The 15,909-nt window shown below is 45.3% G+C and carries 16 protein-coding genes and 1 tRNA gene; 4 read left to right on the forward strand and 13 right to left on the reverse strand.

What is annotated here, in order from left to right:
* Positions 1–9: 9 nt before the first annotated feature.
* From BN1080_RS13660 to BN1080_RS13675, 4 genes are all read right to left on the reverse strand, one after another.
* Positions 10–2,769: a type I restriction endonuclease subunit R gene (locus tag BN1080_RS13660; protein ID WP_052652838.1), complete on the reverse strand. Its 2,760-nt coding sequence runs from the start codon at positions 2,767–2,769 to the stop codon at positions 10–12.
* A gap of 251 nt (positions 2,770–3,020) precedes the next feature.
* The gene (locus BN1080_RS13665; protein WP_052652840.1) at positions 3,021–3,467 is read right to left on the reverse strand and encodes a hypothetical protein; all 447 of its coding nucleotides are present in this window, start codon (positions 3,465–3,467) and stop codon (positions 3,021–3,023) included.
* 69 nt (positions 3,468–3,536) lie between these two features.
* Positions 3,537–4,811 (reverse strand): hypothetical protein, encoded by a 1,275-nt coding sequence (locus tag BN1080_RS13670; protein WP_052652842.1) that lies wholly within the window; start codon positions 4,809–4,811, stop codon positions 3,537–3,539.
* Positions 4,804–5,718, reverse strand: coding sequence for a hypothetical protein (locus BN1080_RS13675; RefSeq protein WP_052652844.1), 915 nt, complete (start codon positions 5,716–5,718; stop codon positions 4,804–4,806). The genes BN1080_RS13670 and BN1080_RS13675 overlap by 8 nt, the downstream gene beginning before the upstream one ends.
* A gap of 312 nt (positions 5,719–6,030) precedes the next feature.
* Between BN1080_RS13675 and BN1080_RS13680 the strand changes: the two genes are divergently transcribed.
* On the forward strand, positions 6,031–6,345 hold the full coding sequence (locus BN1080_RS13680) for a PH domain-containing protein (protein ID WP_234398975.1): 315 nt from the start codon (positions 6,031–6,033) through the stop codon (positions 6,343–6,345).
* A gap of 183 nt (positions 6,346–6,528) precedes the next feature.
* Here the strand turns inward: BN1080_RS13680 and BN1080_RS13685 are convergent, their stop codons facing one another.
* From BN1080_RS13685 to BN1080_RS13695, 4 genes are all read right to left on the reverse strand, one after another.
* Positions 6,529–6,783 (reverse strand): Txe/YoeB family addiction module toxin, encoded by a 255-nt coding sequence (locus tag BN1080_RS13685; protein ID WP_052652848.1) that lies wholly within the window; start codon positions 6,781–6,783, stop codon positions 6,529–6,531.
* The gene (locus tag BN1080_RS13690; protein WP_052652850.1) at positions 6,776–7,051 is read right to left on the reverse strand and encodes a type II toxin-antitoxin system Phd/YefM family antitoxin; all 276 of its coding nucleotides are present in this window, start codon (positions 7,049–7,051) and stop codon (positions 6,776–6,778) included. Before BN1080_RS13690 ends, BN1080_RS13685 begins: the two co-directional genes overlap by 8 nt.
* A 103-nt stretch (positions 7,052–7,154) precedes the next feature.
* Positions 7,155–7,259: transfer RNA gene (locus tag BN1080_RS17265), tRNA-Val, on the reverse strand.
* A complete protein-coding gene (locus BN1080_RS13695) occupies positions 7,231–8,127 on the reverse strand; it encodes a LysR family transcriptional regulator (protein WP_052652852.1) in 897 nt (298 codons plus the stop codon). The genes BN1080_RS17265 and BN1080_RS13695 overlap by 29 nt, the downstream gene beginning before the upstream one ends.
* A 132-nt stretch (positions 8,128–8,259) precedes the next feature.
* On the opposite strand from BN1080_RS13695, the gene hutG reads away from it, so the two are divergent.
* Positions 8,260–9,246, forward strand: a complete 987-nt coding sequence (gene hutG / locus BN1080_RS13700) for a formimidoylglutamase (protein WP_052652854.1) — start codon at positions 8,260–8,262, stop codon at positions 9,244–9,246.
* Positions 9,230–10,435, forward strand: coding sequence for a sodium/glutamate symporter (gene gltS / locus BN1080_RS13705; RefSeq protein WP_052652856.1), 1,206 nt, complete (start codon positions 9,230–9,232; stop codon positions 10,433–10,435). The genes hutG and gltS overlap by 17 nt, the downstream gene beginning before the upstream one ends.
* Positions 10,436–10,484: 49 nt before the next feature.
* Here the strand turns inward: gltS and BN1080_RS13710 are convergent, their stop codons facing one another.
* From BN1080_RS13710 to BN1080_RS13730, 5 genes are all read right to left on the reverse strand, one after another.
* Entirely contained in the window at positions 10,485–10,964 is a 480-nt protein-coding gene (locus tag BN1080_RS13710) for a DinB family protein (protein ID WP_052652858.1), read from the reverse strand.
* Between the two features lie 39 nt (positions 10,965–11,003).
* Positions 11,004–11,843, reverse strand: a complete 840-nt coding sequence (locus tag BN1080_RS13715) for an RCC1 domain-containing protein (RefSeq protein ID WP_052652860.1) — start codon at positions 11,841–11,843, stop codon at positions 11,004–11,006.
* A gap of 2 nt (positions 11,844–11,845) precedes the next feature.
* Positions 11,846–12,433, reverse strand: coding sequence for a hypothetical protein (locus BN1080_RS13720; RefSeq protein ID WP_052652862.1), 588 nt, complete (start codon positions 12,431–12,433; stop codon positions 11,846–11,848).
* Between the two features lie 83 nt (positions 12,434–12,516).
* Positions 12,517–13,407, reverse strand: coding sequence for a PucR family transcriptional regulator (locus BN1080_RS13725; protein WP_052652864.1), 891 nt, complete (start codon positions 13,405–13,407; stop codon positions 12,517–12,519).
* Between the two features lie 42 nt (positions 13,408–13,449).
* Positions 13,450–14,604 carry an ROK family transcriptional regulator gene (locus tag BN1080_RS13730; protein WP_052652866.1) on the reverse strand — a complete coding sequence of 385 codons (1,155 nt, stop codon included), beginning with the start codon at positions 14,602–14,604 and terminating at the stop codon, positions 13,450–13,452.
* A gap of 126 nt (positions 14,605–14,730) precedes the next feature.
* Here BN1080_RS13730 and BN1080_RS13735 point away from each other — a divergent pair, with 126 nt between their 5' ends.
* Entirely contained in the window at positions 14,731–15,909 is a 1,179-nt protein-coding gene (locus tag BN1080_RS13735; RefSeq protein ID WP_052652868.1) for a galactokinase, read from the forward strand.

The raw sequence follows: 15,909 nt of genomic DNA on the forward strand, positions 1-15,909 counted from the left end.
CTCCTCTTATTACGAATATTTTTTCACATTATTATAGATGAAATCTTTTAATGCCTGAACGCGTTTCCGCTTCTCTTTGAAAGGCGCCTTGATTGCATCGTTAATTTCTTGATCGGGCGAGACGCCGCTGAATTCGTATTCCTTCATGAAATATTCCAGCTTGTCTTCTGCCACTTGCACTTGCTGCGACATCGCTTGGATTTCTCGTTGGCGCCGCTCACTTTCAAAGTCGAGGTATTTCTGATCCACCGAGTCGTTATTGGATAAAGTCGGTGCGACGCCTTGCAGGAATTCAAGCAGAAGATCGCGTTTCAAGCGCATTTCGTCGCTTGATGCTTCGTTGACTTCCTTGATGGCGCGTCTGACTGCCGTATCACGCTCGGTTTTATTTTCATAATTGATGTTGCGCAGCAGTTCCAAAATATAATCGACGTTGATGCGGTCGGTTTGCATCAATTCGATTTCAAAGTCGACGTCGTTAATGACAGAGACCTTTTCTTTTACGTTCTGCGTCTTTTCATAGAGATGTAGGAATTTGCTGCGGAAGTCTTTATAGGTCTGCTCGCTGATTCCCATGTCTTCCGGGTTGAAGTCAAATTCGACGAAGGTTTTCAGCTTTGTCAAAATCCGCGTCAAATCGCGAAATGCGATGACGAATCCTTTTTCGCTTGTCTCACCTTCGAGCTCATCGACAGCGTCCGGCGTGATGGCGATATCCAACAAAACATCGAGCTGATCTTTGAAGTCTGCCAAGTAATGATTATACTCTTTCATCAGCACAGTGTCTGTGTCGCCCGTTTGCGAAAACAAGCGGACCGCTGCGTCGGTTTCGTCTTTCAAATTGCGGTAGCAGACAATATTGCCGTACATCTTCTTCGGCCCCTCGACGCGGTTTGTCCGGGAGTATGCCTGGATGAGTCCATGATGTTTCAGCGGCCGGTCGACGTATAACGTACTCAAAGTTTTCGCATCAAAGCCGGTTAAGAACATATCGACGACGATGAGCAAATCGATATGCCCTAATTTCACTTTCTTTGAGACATCGGCAAAATAATATGAGAAGTTATCGGTCTTATGATTCGTGCCGAATTCATTATTGAAATCGCCTATGACGCGCTCTAATGAGTGGCGCGAATGTTCCTGGTTCTCGACGCTTTCTTCATTGGTTCCGTAACTGAAGATTGTCGTGATTTTCATATTTGTGTCCAGCTTTTTGAAAGCATCGTAATATTTAATCGCAGCTGGAATGCTTTCAACTGTCAACATGCCGGTATATTGTTTGTTATGGGTTTTATTGTGATGGATGTTTGCGATATGTTCTGCAATCATGCTGATTCGGGTATCGGCTATCCAGAGTTCGTTCTGGTCAATACCAGGCACTTTTGTGACGTCGTCGATACCTTCTTTTTCTTTGATCGTCCGGATATATTCAACCGAAAATCCAAGGACGTTGCCGTCATGGATGGCGTCTTTGATCAAATACGTATGCAGGCAGTCCTGGAATAAATCAGAAGTTGTGCGGCCGTCTTGGCTCCTATTCTCGACAAAACGCGGCGTGCCGGTAAATCCGATATACTGTGCACGTTTGAAATGGCGTTTGATGAGCAAGCTCATTTCGCCGAATTGTGAACGGTGGCATTCATCGATGACGAAGACGACTTTCTCATTTTCATATAGCGCCATGATGTCTTTGTATTTCTCGGTCTTCACAGCATGCGCCATTTTTTGGATCGTTGTGATGATGCGTTTTCGCTGAGGGTCTTTCAGCTGTTTCACGAGTACCCCGGTTTTCGTTGTCCGGTCGACAGAGTCTTTTTCGAATTTATTGAACTCCTCCATGGTCTGGGAATCCAGGTCTTTCCGGTCGACGAGGAAAATAACTTTTTTGATGTCTTCTTCCTGTGCTAGCAATTCACTCGCTTTAAACGAGGTCAACGTTTTCCCGCTCCCTGTCGTATGCCAAACGTAGCCGTTTTCTTCTTTTGCAATCGCCTGTTGTAAAATTTGTTCAACGGCATAGATTTGATATGGACGCATGACCATCAAATGCTTATCGGTGTCGTTGATGATCATATACTTTGTGATGATATCTTGTATGCGCTTCGGCTCGAGAAAAGAAGCTGTGAAGGCGTCTAGTTTCGTGATGCGTTTATTGCGGTCATCCGACCAAAAGAACATCATACTCTGCAGCGGCTGCCGATCTGAGTTCGCGAAGTACTTTGTATCGACGCCGTTTGAAACCACAAAAACCTGCAGAAAGTTAAATAAGCCACCGTAGGAATCTTTTCGGTAGCGCATAATTTGGTGGAAGCTCTCCATATAATGAAGGCCTCTTCTTTTTAGTTCAATCTGCACAAGCGGCAGTCCGTTTACGAGCAAAGTTACATCGTAGCGGTTCGTGTAGCGGCCAACGACAGTCGTTTGATGCGTAACTTGGAGAAGGTTATTTGAGTAGTTTTGAGTATCCATTAATTGAAGGTATAGCGTGCTGTCGTCGTCACGCGTAATAGTCTGCTTGTCACGCAGCAGCTTCGCTGATTCATAGACGCTTTTCCCTTCGATTTTCAAAAGGAGGCGCGCAAATTCTTTATCAGACAGAAGGATACCGTTGAGGTTTTCTTTATTTAATCGATCCATTTGGATTCGGAAATTCTCTTGTAAGTTTTTGATGGAAGGAATCGAGACTTTTGCATACCCCAATTGAACAAGCTGCTCAATCATCTCATTCTCCAGCTGAGCTTCGGACTGTGTCCGGGATTGATAAACCATGGAAATGCCCCCTTTCAATAAGCCGCTATTAGTTACATAATTTTACCACATAATGAGGAGGATGTAACCGCGTTCATGATAAAGAAATGGCAGTTTTAGCCACTAATGCCTGACATGCATATAATTTTATCGCAAAGAAAAAGCGAACCCATCTGGATCCGCTTTTTCATTCGTTTTATACTTAGTCCATACAAGACTTGTTGGCAGATTAAAGCATAATACATATTATTTTAAGTAAGGTTCTTCTGTATTCACAAAGAAAATCTAATATTTATAGCATCTTCAACCATCTCATAAGATTTAATATTTCCTACAGGAATTTTGTTTACAACATCCAAGGCATTCAAATCCATTTTAATCGTTCGATCTGCATATCCTAAAAAAGGCGGTCTGTTAAAGATTTTATCGCTAATAAAATTTATATCAACAGGCTTCATATCGATCAATTCAAACTGAATAGTTCTTTTATCTAAATGAATCGGTTTTAACGTTACTCTGAACGATACCATCTTCTTAAGCATTAGTTTCTTTACTTCTGTGGTTCCTTGGATAGTAAGAGACTCTGGCGTTATTTTCACTTTAACATCCTGTAAACCTAGCTTCATTTTAATTAATTGCTCTATGACAGAAGAAGTAATTGGGATCTCCAAACCATTTGCCGAAATACTACTCAATTTGTCTTTAAATCTACTTAACATAATTCCCCTCTCACTCCTAGATTTTTTACGAATCTAAAAATACTTTTAGTCGATTTTAGTTTAATAATTTCAAAGCTTTCCTAAAGCAGAATATGCATCGCCAAACTTAGTTAATTCAACTTGATAAAGTGATGGATGGATTTGCGTTTTTACAATAGTATCTAAAACATGTAATGATTCTTTTTCAATGGCGAGTTTATTCATATCTATTTTAGAGAGCCATTCTCTTAATTCGTTTTCTTTGTTATTAAGGTATTTCTTTTTGTCTTTTGATTTTTTATCGAACAGTCCACTTAAATTATTCAATATTTTATTTTGAGAAACCTCATAATTAAGTTTCTTGAAATTCTCTTCATGTAATTCAATTTTTTTAGGAATAATTTTCAATATAGTCTCTATTAATACTTTTAAAGCCGTCAAAGCCATCTGACGTTCTTTTTGGGTGTAAATTTTCTTAATAGAGTTTGTTAATTTCTTTCCACCATATGAGCCCCCAATTCCAAAAATAATAGGTAGAACAACTACACCTGCTGGACCAAGCAAAGGCCCTATCATTAATCCCACCCCTTTGCCAGCAATCCCTCCGACACCCCTGGCACCAACTTCGTTGGCCACATTTAACCCCGCCGTTTTTAAATCCAATCCATTCACTAGTACATTATGTCCGTTTTTTAGAGTTGCTATACCGGTAGCTATTAAAGGTATATTTAAATCTCCAAATTCTGCTGCATGTTTTAAAGAAGAATAAGTTGCTTTATCTACAACTTCATTCGATACTCCAGTTCCAAAAACTAATGGATTCGCTTCTAGTTTCTCTGTTAATTCACTATTAACTAAGACCGGAATATCCGGATACTTCCGAAAATGCTCATGGACTCCACCTACCGAAGATAGACATTTTACTTGAAACTGTTGTCCATCTACAAGCAAATCAAATCCTTTTTGATTTGAACTTTCTGGAAAACTCACTTCATGACCTTTCCCTTGTAACTCTAGGGCTATTAAACGTTCAGCAGCATACCCCTTAAGCCGAATTAATTCTCCACTTTGTTCTAAATCTAATTCTTTTGCAAAAATTTGAAATGCAAAGAAATTACTTAAATCCTCTTTTCTAGCAAAGTCTACCGCTTGTATAATAGACGGATCTACCATTGCATAATCATAGATAACATCTAGAAAAGAAATGCCTGCAATTGTATGAGAATCAATGGAGGGCGAACGAAATAGTTTATTAATCACTCCTGTTCCACCAAGCTGTTTATCTTCTAAAGGAATTGAGGCGGCCTTCTCATAGTCTCCATTCTCCCAAAATTGTAAAAATGATTCCCACTGTAAATTATCCATTTAATATTTCTTCCCATTCTGGTTCTTTTCCTGAATCTGCACTAGTCAAAATTTGCATTAAAACCACTGGAGAAATTGCTTTTTTCATCTTTATATTTTGTTTATGCAATAAGAAGCTTCCTCCAATCAATAAAGCTGGTAAAAAGATTAACGGATTAGCCACTACAGCTACTAGCGATGTCATAGTTGTATAAAAAACAAATGGCAGTGTGATTCCTACAAATCCAAAAATCCCGGCAACAACCGATGTAAGGGTCGTGTAAAAAGCAAATCCGGCCACCTGTACAATAGCTGCAAAAACTACAGCAGTGCCATTAGTTGCTATAAGTTGTTGAATCGATGAACTAGTAATGTTATTTATTCCTAACTTTTCGGCAATTCTTTTTTGTTGGGTTTCAGGTAAATCATTAAAGAATTCTTCTAAAGAATCTCCGACTTCCTTCATTTGTCGCGGATCAAATTTATGATCTCCAATAGATTCGATTAAATTCATCATTTGATACTTAGTAATGGCATCTAAAGGATTTTCACTTAAGTTAGAATTATTCAAAAAAGCTTTAAACTTTTTATTACTACTTTTCATATCTAGGAACATTCTATCGATAATACGTTCGCATTGATCTACTATGTCTTGTTTTACAACATATTCTCGATGTGGAATATTATATAAATCTCCAAGCTCTTTTAATAATCCTCTTTTCAATTGGGGTGTTGGGGTATACTTATATTTATTTGCTTCATCATTGATCATTTCCATAATTTCAGATTTTTTACTCTTGCTTAACTTTTCTTTTGCAAATGGTAAAAGCATTTTCAAAATGTTCGAATCATGAAGAAGGGCATAATTAAATCTTAAACTGTCCTTTTCCATAAGTAATAAAGATTCCGCCATATTTAAGCCGCTCATAAAATCATTCCTTTTTTGTAATTTCACTTTGAATTTTAAACATAAATTTACATTTTTATTTTAAAAAGGAAAAAATATGTTAATGGTTAAATAATACTGTTTTTAATAAAAATAATCTACAACTTTTTTATTATTAGATGTATTTTATATTGTGATATAATTCGTACAAATTGGTTGATATTAATAATTATATTGCCTCGTTAAGTAGGCAAGGGTGTAAATTAACTTACGTAAAGTAATGAACAGGAAAATGGAGATTTTAATGTCAGCTCTAAATGCAATGTTACGTGGACGTTCACGCAGGAAATTGAAGTGCCCGATTCGGTAAAAGAATTGTTGGTTCCAGGCGAAGTGGCGCAAATCGCCTATAAGACTGTGCGCGATACAGCGGTTGTCACGAACAAGCGGTTCATCATTTCCGATAAGCAAGGATTGACAGGCAAGAAAGTGGAAGTCTACACGATTCCGTTCAAGTCGATCATCATGTACTCGTCGGAGAATGCCGGCACCTTCGATTTCAATACAGAGCTCGAGCTTTGGACGACGCTTGGCAAGTTCAAATTGAATTTGGCGAAAAAAGTGGATATCCGGAAGCTGGATAAAGTGATTGCAGAAGCAATTTTGTAAGTTTTATTGAACGTATCGTTATAGAATAAAAAAGGCCTTTCCAACATAAAATGTTGGAAAGGCCTTTTTTCTCTTCAGTTAAATTTCATATTATGATTGTAAGAGACTGCGCTCTTCATGCAGCCAATTCTATTGCATGAAAAAAGCGAATCCATGGGGATCCGCTTCAAATTAGGATTGCGCTTAATAATGAAATCTTGCTTGCGCAATTAATATCGAATCGTTTTCAACTTTATAAACTAATCGATGTTCTTGCGTAATATGCCTGGACCAATAACCCTTCCATTCATGTTTCAAGGGTTCCGGTTTTCCCAGTCCTGTAAAGGGGTGGCGTTCGATTTCCTTGATGAGTCGGTTGATTTTTTTTACGTTCTTTTTTTCATTATCTTTCCAGTAAAGATAATCCTCCCATGCTTGATCAGCCCATATTTTAAGCATCTGCATCGTCTTCGATTAAATCCCGGACAATCCCTTTGCCACTTTCTAACTGACTAATTCCGTCATTAAGTCTTTCTCTATTCGCTCTGGTGGACATCAAATAAGCTGTTTCCCGATAAGCATTCAATTCATCTTCAGATATTAATACCGCGTTTTTACCTGACTTCAGCGTAATGATTACTTCAGTGTTAGATTCTGTAACGTCTTCAAGAATATTAAATAAGTCTTTTCTCAGATTGGTAGGTGTAGTTGCAGTAATTGCTGACATTTTCACCATCTCCTTTTATGTACATTATAACGTACACGTTATACAAATTAAAGAAATAGACTAATATCATCGTACTTATTATTTTGCATATCCAAAAGTACCCTGATTTCTGCCGGATTCAGACCGGTGACTTCTACCTTGTCAAGGTAGCGCTCTTTAACAAATCATTCGAATCTCTTTTATTCACTAAGCTCCCCTTCAAAAAACCCCCGAATCAACTCAATCGACCGGTTCACGAGCGGCGGCAAATACCTTCTCGTATCGTGCGCGAGGAAAACGGTGCGCGTGACGTTATGGTCGTTCAGTTCGCGCACTTCGTAGCGGTTGTTCTGAAACGACTTGATGTAATTCTCCGGCACGAGGGTGACGCCGAGTCCTTCTTCGACAAAGCTGATGGCCGTTTCGAAGCGCTCGACTTCGAACTGGATGTTCGGCTTGCTGCCGGCTTGGCGGAATGCGTTCAGGATGTCTTGGCGCGTTTGGAAGCCTTCCTTGAAGATGATGAACGATTCGCTGATCAGGTCGGTGACGTCGAGCTGCGCTTTTTTGGTGAGCGAATGGCCGGTCGGAAGCAGTGCGACAAAGTTTTCCTTATATATAGGAAGGACATTGACTTCTTGCTTCGACATGAGCTGGTTTGTGATGGCGAAATGGATGTCGTAATTGTTTAAGGCTTTATGGACATCGTCGAGTCCTAGCACTTCGACGATTTCGATGCGGACGCCCGGGTATTCGTCTTTGATGGCTTTCAGGATTTTCGGAATCCAGAACTTGGCGGATTCGATGATGCCGATGGCGAGTTCCATTGGGCCTTGGTCTTTCAGCCGCTTCATTTCACCTTCGACGTAGTTCACGTGGTTCATCAATTTCTTTGCTTCTTCGTAGAGGATCTCCCCTTCTTTCGTTAATGAGAGATCGCGTTTGCTGCGGTCAAGCAGTTTTAATTCCAATTCAGTTTCAAGCTTTTTGATCGCCATGCTGAGGGACGGCTGGGCGATGAGCAGTTCGTTTGCCGCTTTTGTAAAAGATGCTTGTTCAACAAGCGTAATATAGTATTTCAAATGAGTCATATTCATGTAAGCGCTCTCCTTTATAGTTTCAAACTATGGATTCATCAATTTTCGGTATTAGTAATAATAGAATAACTCTTTTACAATAAAAATACACATAGTTCTGAAAAAACTAATAAAGGAATTCGAGGTGCTCGCATGTATACACTACCAAATAAAGCTTTATGGACGGGCCGCGTGGACAGCGAAACGGATCCTGCGACCTTCCGTTTCCATCAAGTCGTCAAGCATTCAAGCGTCGATGAATTGGCCGATAAAGAAAACGGCTTTTCGCTGATCGGCTTTGAATCGGAAGAAGGCGTCCGCAGAAACAAAGGCCGTCTCGGTGCAAAAAAAGCACCGGATGCCATTCGGAAAGCCTTGGCACCGATTCCTTACAACATCCAATGTTCGGTTCCAACCGTTGATGTCGGAAACGTTGTCTGTGAAGGGGAAAACTTGGAGCAGGCGCAAGCGGAACTCGGCAGCTATGTAAATGGTTTATTGGCTAAATCCTTGACCCCGATCATTTTAGGCGGCGGCCATGAGACGCTGTACGGCCATTACCTCGGTGTGCGGGAATTTATCGGACCGGATGCGAAACTCGGCCTGATCAATATCGATGCGCATTTTGATATGCGGGAAGCAGAACAGCCGTCGTCCGGCACGATGTTCCGGCAGATTCTTGAAAGCGACGCCAATGCCGGCTACCTCGTGCTCGGCATCCAGCCGTTCGGCAATACGAAGGCCTTGTTCAAGAAAGCGGATGAACTGAATTGTGCCTACATACTTGCGGAGATTTTGACACTCCACAATTTGCCTGAAATGACTGCGGTCATCGATGCTTTCAGCAGCCAGTATGATTATTTGCTTCTGACTTTGTGCACCGATTCGCTTGCGGCATCTGCTGCCCCTGGCGTCAGTGCCCCTTCGCCGTTCGGCTTGGATCCGCTCGTCGTGCGCCAATTGCTGCGGCATGTGGCCTCCAAACAAAAGCTCTTGAGCTTTGATATTTCGGAAGTGAATCCTGATCTTGATATCCAGGAAAAGACTGTGAAACTGGCCGCTTATTTCGTTGCAGAAGTCATGGACAGCTTCCATCACGAATCGGACATAAAGGAGTGGCACGATGATTCTCGAACTTGACCAAGTCACCACGATCTTTCTCGCTTTGGCCGTCTTCATGGTCGGCTCGTATTTAAACTCAAAAATCAAGATTCTCGATAAGTACTGCATCCCGGCTCCTGTTGTCGGCGGTCTCTTGCTCGCTATTATTTTGACGGTGCTGCGCGGCACGGGCCTTGTCGAAATCGTGCTCGATACATCGCTTCAAGGTTTGTTCATGCTGACGTTCTTCACGACAGTCGGACTCGGTGCGAGCTTCGCCCTCATTAAACTCGGCGGCAAGCTGCTCGTCATCTACTGGCTCGCATGTGGATTCCTTGCACTCGTGCAAAGTGTCATCGGCATCTCGCTTGCTTCCCTCTTGAACTTGGATCCGTTGATTGGCGTCATGGTCGGTGCGGTTTCAATGGAAGGCGGCCACGGTGCTGCGACTGCCTTTGGAACGACGATTGAAGAGCTCGGTGTTGACGGTGCCTTGTCAATCGGCCTTGCCGCTGCGACAGTCGGCCTCGTTGCCGGCGGTTTGATCGGCGGCCCGGTCGTCAAATACTTGATCAATAAATACAATTTGAAGTCGACGGAAGATGCGGAACTGGAAGAAGCAGCTCCGAAGAAATCGGCGGTCTCTTCTGTGTTGGCTCCGATCACTTCAAGAACATTCATGATCCAGTTGTTCATCATCGGTTTCTGTATGGCTGCCGGATCTTACGTCGGTACGGCGTTCACAAATCTTACCGACTTCGCCTTGCCAAATTACGTCAGTGCGATGTTCGTTGCAGTCATCGTCCGGAACATCCTGGATCGGCTGAACGGCAACTTGATCGAGATGCGGACCATCGGCATCATCGGCGATATTACCTTGAGCATTTTCCTATCGATGGCGTTGATGAGCATCAAGCTATGGGAAGTCGCTAACTTGGCATTGCCGCTCTTCATCATCATTTTGGCGCAAGTGGTGTTCATTGCTCTGTTCGGCATTTTCGTGCTGTTCCGTCTGCTTGGCAAAAACTACGACGCTGCAGTTATGGTCGGCGGATTCACGGGACATGGACTCGGTGCGACACCGAATGCCATGGCCAATATGGATGCCATCGTCTCGAAATACGGCCATTCGCAAAAAGCTTACCTCGTCGTGCCGATCGTTGGTGCGTTCCTGATTGATGTTTTTGCGATGCCGATCATTCTTACTTCGATTAATCTATTCAGTTAATAAGGAAAGCCCGTTTGGATCAACTCATCCGAACGGGCTTTCTCTCTTCTTATTTAGTTTCCGCAAGCCCACGCCCCACCAGATTCGCACTCACCGGTTCTTTCCCCATCTCCCGTGCCCAGATGGACAACTGCCCGATGTGGTGGATTTCGTGCGCGATGACATGCCGCATTACTTCTCCCCATTGATCGATATCGATCGTGCCGTCCCGCCCTTCCGATTTGAGGATCCGGTGTTCCATGCTGCCATCCCAGTTTGCGATAAAACTCTCGACTTCCGGCCGGAATTTCGCATCGAGTTCACGGACTTTTCGTAAGGTGTTGTAGCCTTCGAAGTCTTCCTGGAAATCATCTTTCCCTTCGAGCAGACGGATCCAGCTCCACTCGACGTCCGCTATGTGGAAAAGGGTTTTCAGGATGCTGCCTTGGCCGCCCGTCCGTCTTTGCAAGAGCTCTTCGTCCGTCAGCCCTTCGCACCAGCGATACCAATCTTCTCTGACCATCCAGTTGTAGTGGAAAAACATCTTCATTGAGTGTCCTCCTTTTTTATGGAGCTCATTTTCAGTTGCCTACTCATCTGCCAGAATGACCCAACCATTCACGTTGCATTGCCCTTCATTATTCCGGCCTGCAGCGATTACGGTCCCGTCCGCTTTCAGTCCGAGCGTATGGGCATTGCCGGCTGCAATTTCACAGATATTCTGCCACTGATGAATGTCGCATTGGCCATCTCTATTTCGGCCAGCGGCTACAACTGTGCCATCCGATTTCAAACCAAGCGTATGATGGCTCCCTGAAGAAATCGCGACGATATCGCGCCAATCACTCACATCGCATTGCCCGTCTCCATTCAACCCTGTTGCAAGCACCGTTCTGTCTGACTTTAATCCGACAGTATGAAGGTAGCCGGCAGAGACCGCGACCAAGTCGTGCCAGTCGGACACCTTGCTTTGCCCGTAGCGGTTATTTCCGGCAGCGATGGCCGTTCCGTCTCTCCTAAGGCCGATGGTATGCCAGTCGCCTGCAGAAACGGCTGCGATTTCCCGCCAATCGCCGACTTCGCATTGCCCTTCGTTATTCCTGCCAATTGCAAGCACTGTGCCGTCTTTTCTTACGCCAATTGTCCGGCGCCACCCTGCAGCTATGGACGCCATTTCTCGCCATTCACCTGTTTCGCACTGGCCGTATTGATTCCATCCAACCGCTAAAACCGAGCCATCAGATGTTAAACCAACGGTATGCGAGCTTCCGGTATGGGCGCTGCCTGCCGCAACGGAAAGGATATTGCGCCAAGCATCGACTTCGCATTGGCCATGTTTATTGTCTCCTGTTGCAAGCACCGTTCCGTCTGCTTTTAACGCCGCGCTATGGCGATAGCCGGCTGCAATGATATTGTTTCGTTTTTCCATACTCACGGCTGATCCTGCAATAATTCGATCAGCCGGATCACTTCTTCGTCATTTCCCGGGTCGATTGCGACAAGCTCTGTGTTCTCGATGATCTCCGTATAAAACTCTTCGCCTGCCGGGTACTCGCCGTCCCAGCGGAGCGGCACATTGTATAAATTGACCGTGCCGTCGCCGTTGCCGCTATATGTGACGGAACCATCCACGAGGCGGGAACCTGCCAGTTGGATGACGTCTTCCGGATAAGCGGCACTCGTTTCATCGTCTGGATTTAACGGCGTGCCTTCCGGAATTATATTCACATACAAGCCGTCGATTTCCTGGTTGGCGCCGAGCTGCAGCCAGACGCGGGCATATTCGATTTGTTCTGCGGAATATTCGGATAAGGCGGTTTCATCGGCAGCTTCCGGCGTCGTTTCCGGCTCTTTGTCCATTTCCGTTTCCTCCTCGTTTGCTGGAGTTTCCTCTTCATTTGGCTCTGTTTCTTCTACGGCCGTCTCTTGATTATTCGCATTCATAAACGGCCCGTCTTCTTCATCGCCGCATCCTGACAGCAACAGAATAGCCGCACTCAAATAAAGGACTTTCTTCACTCCATCTCCCTCCCCGTTGTTTAGTTCCCTGCACAATTAGCTAGTTATTCCACAGCCAAAGCGCGATTTCCTGCCTCTTTTATTCAATTCGAAGGTTCCACCAGCATCGCCAAATAAACGGCCATCGCGTGGTGGAATTTCCGGATGTCGATGCCGGTGTTTTCCGCAAAACGATCGAGCCGGTATTGGAGGCTGTTGCGGTGTAGATGCAAAGCTTTCGCGGTTTCTGAGACATTCAAATTGTAACGCGTGAACACGTCGATCATTTTCAAGGTCTCTTCGTCTTCTGCATAATCCTGCAGAATCATTTCGCGGATGTGCTGATGTCCGGCACTGTCCGCTTGGCCGATCAGCATATACGGCACCGCGTCGCTGAGGTTCGCTACCGCTTTATCGGAAGAAGCGAAAATGGCAGCGGCCGCCTTTTTCATGAAGGCGTGGTAGCTGGCCGCTTTTTCCATCCCTTCTTTAAATGGGCCGACCAGGAAGTTGATCTTGATGTACAAATCGCTCATCAAAATATCGATGATCTCCTCGTAGACGATGCTGTCGCTGCCGATTTCTGTATGTTCGATCAAAATGCCTTCGTGGCCGTTGTCCCATAAAATCGGTACGCTTCCCGGGAATAATTCATGGACCGCTTCTTTGAAAATTTCCGGGCTGATCTGGTTTTCCTTAATGGAAAAATAAACAAAGCGGTAAGGATTGGCGGTTTCTGCATCCTCTGCCGCCAACCCGGATTCAATCGCCTGACGCCATTTCAGTTCTTCCGCCGTCATCTCCGGAAATTCATTATGGTAAGGCTTCAGGAAAGCGGTGAGCACGGCCAGGTTTTTGTCGTCCACTTCGCTTTCGTGAATGCCAATAATGTCATTGTCCGCAGTCATGAACCAGTGATAGCCGTCGTCCGCTCCACTGCCTCTTTCTTCATATTGAATCAAAGAAGGATAGATTTTTTTCAATTGGTCAGTCATGGAAACACTTCTTTCTCTAAAGAAATTTCGTTGCAGCCTGGTTCATGCCAGCTCAAAAACATCCACAAGCAATAAGGTGATGGCGCCGATCAGCGTCGCACCGTCGCCGAGCTTCGTGATTTCCACCCGGGTCCGGCTTGCCGATTCTGTCAGTGCCGATTGCCCAATCGTTTCACGGATCGCCGGAAGCCAAAACTTTTCCGCTTTTGATACGCCTCCGCCGAGGATAATCTTTTCCGGATTGATGATATGGATAAGATTTGTGAGACCGATGCCCATTGCTCGCCCAGATTCAGTCAAGAGACTCGCATAGTCTTCGTTTCCTCCAACAGCCAGTTCATAGATTGTTTCCGCTGTCAGCGGATTTTCCGCGCCTTGTGCTTTTCGTGCAATAGCCGGTCCGGTGACAAAAGTCTGCAGGCAGCCCCGGTTTCCACATTCGCAGTTTTCCCCGTGCAAATCGATCGTCATATGGCCGATTTCCCCCGCAATGTCTGAGGCGCCGTGATACAGCTTGCCGTCGATGATCAGCCCTGCGCCGACGCCTCTGCCGACATTCACCGCAAGCATGCTCCTTACGTCGCCGTGCTGGCCGAACCAGTACTCGCCGAGCGCCATCGCCCGCGCATCGTTTTCCACTTTCACTTCCAGCCCGAACGCTTTCTCCAATTCTTCTTTGATCGGAATATTCGACAGGCCGAGGTTCGGAGCCACTAACGAAACGCCCCTTTCCACATCCACTACGCCGTGCATGGCGATCCCGATGCCGATCACTTCGTTCGCGGTCTTCGGCAGTTCGTTTAGGCACGCGGCGATTCCTTGTTTCAAGGCATCAAGAAATTCGGTGCTATCGACCGGCAGCTCCAGCTTGATATTGGTTCGCTTCAAAATTCGGCCCGCTAAGTCCGAGACAATGCATTCGATGTTTTCCGGCCCTGCGTCCACACCGATGATGCAGAACGCTTGGTCATTGATGACAAGCATCGTCGGTTTCCGGCCGCCTTGCGATTCGCCGATGTCGCGCTCTTCGACGATTTGCTGGTCAATCAGTTCTTTGACGTTGCTGCTGACAGTCGGCGGCGTCAAATTCGTTTCCCGCGCAATCTGTGCTCTCGAGATCGGTCCGTCTTTTCGTATTTTATTGAGGATGATCGATTTGTTCATCGACTTCATCCATTGAAAGCTGCCATGGCGCATAAAGGTCCCTCCGTATCGTTCATTTCCTGTAGTTTGAAATTTTCAATCTTCTTATTGAATAGTTTACCAAATTCCTTTATACTCTAGTTAATTAAATTAATTTATAAAGTATTGGAGTGGAAGAAGATGAATCAGCAGCAATTGTCCCAGGCGTTCCAGGAAGTCTTTGAAACGACGGATTCGCCTCGTTTCTTTTTTGCCCCCGGGCGCATCAATTTGATCGGCGAACATACGGACTACAACGGCGGACATGTGTTTCCGGCAGCGATTTCTTTCGGCACCTATGCAGCTGCCCAAAAGCGCAGCGACCAGAAGCTGCGCTTCTACTCGCTGAACTTTTCGGACGAAGGCGTCATTGAATGCGATCTTGCCGATTTGTCCCACAACCCGGACCACAGCTGGGCGAACTTTCCGAAAGGCATGATTCAGTTGTTCAATGAAAACGGCTTCCCTATCCCCCACGGAATGGATATCCTGTTTTTCGGAAACATTCCAAACGGCGCCGGCCTTTCTTCTTCCGCTTCCATTGAAATGGCAACCGGCGTCGTGCTCGAAGGCTTATTCGATTTAGCGATCGACCGGCTGAAAATGATCCAGCTGGGGCAAAAGGTTGAAAATGATTACATCGGCGTCAACAGCGGCATCATGGACCAGTTTGCGATCGGCAAAGGGAAAAAAGATGCGGCGATGCTGCTCGACTGCCAAACGCTCGACTATCGCTACGCCCCGGTGGATTTAGGCGAACACGAAATCGTCATCATCAATTCCAACAAGCAGCGGACATTAGCCGGATCCAAATACAACGAACGGCGGGCAGAGTGCGAACAAGCGCTGACGGATCTCCGGACGGAAGTTTCGGTGGCCAGCCTCGGCGAATTGACTTCGGAGCAATTTGAAGAAGTGAAGCACTTGATCCAAGACGGCACGAACTTGAAACGCGCCAAGCACGCCGTCTATGAAAATGAGCGGACGCTGCTGGCATTGCAGGAACTCGAGCAAGGCCGGCTCCAACAGTTCGGCAAGCTGATGAATGAATCCCATATTTCGCTCCGTGATGACTACGAAGTGACGGGTGCGGAACTCGACACCATTGCCGAAACGGCTTGGCAGCTGCCCGGCGTAATCGGTGCGCGCATGACCGGCGCCGGTTTTGGCGGATGCGCCATTGCGATTGTCCACAGCGCGGAAGTCGCGAACTTCAAGGAACAGATTACGCAGAAGTACACCGAAGCATTCGGCTATGCCCCTTCGTTTTATGAAGCGAAAATTTCCGACGGTGCAAAAGAACTGACAGAGGAGTTTTGA

Origin of the sequence: Planococcus massiliensis (assembly GCF_000821325.1) — a bacterium.
Classification (GTDB): Bacteria; Bacillota; Bacilli; order Bacillales_A; family Planococcaceae; genus Planococcus; species Planococcus ruber.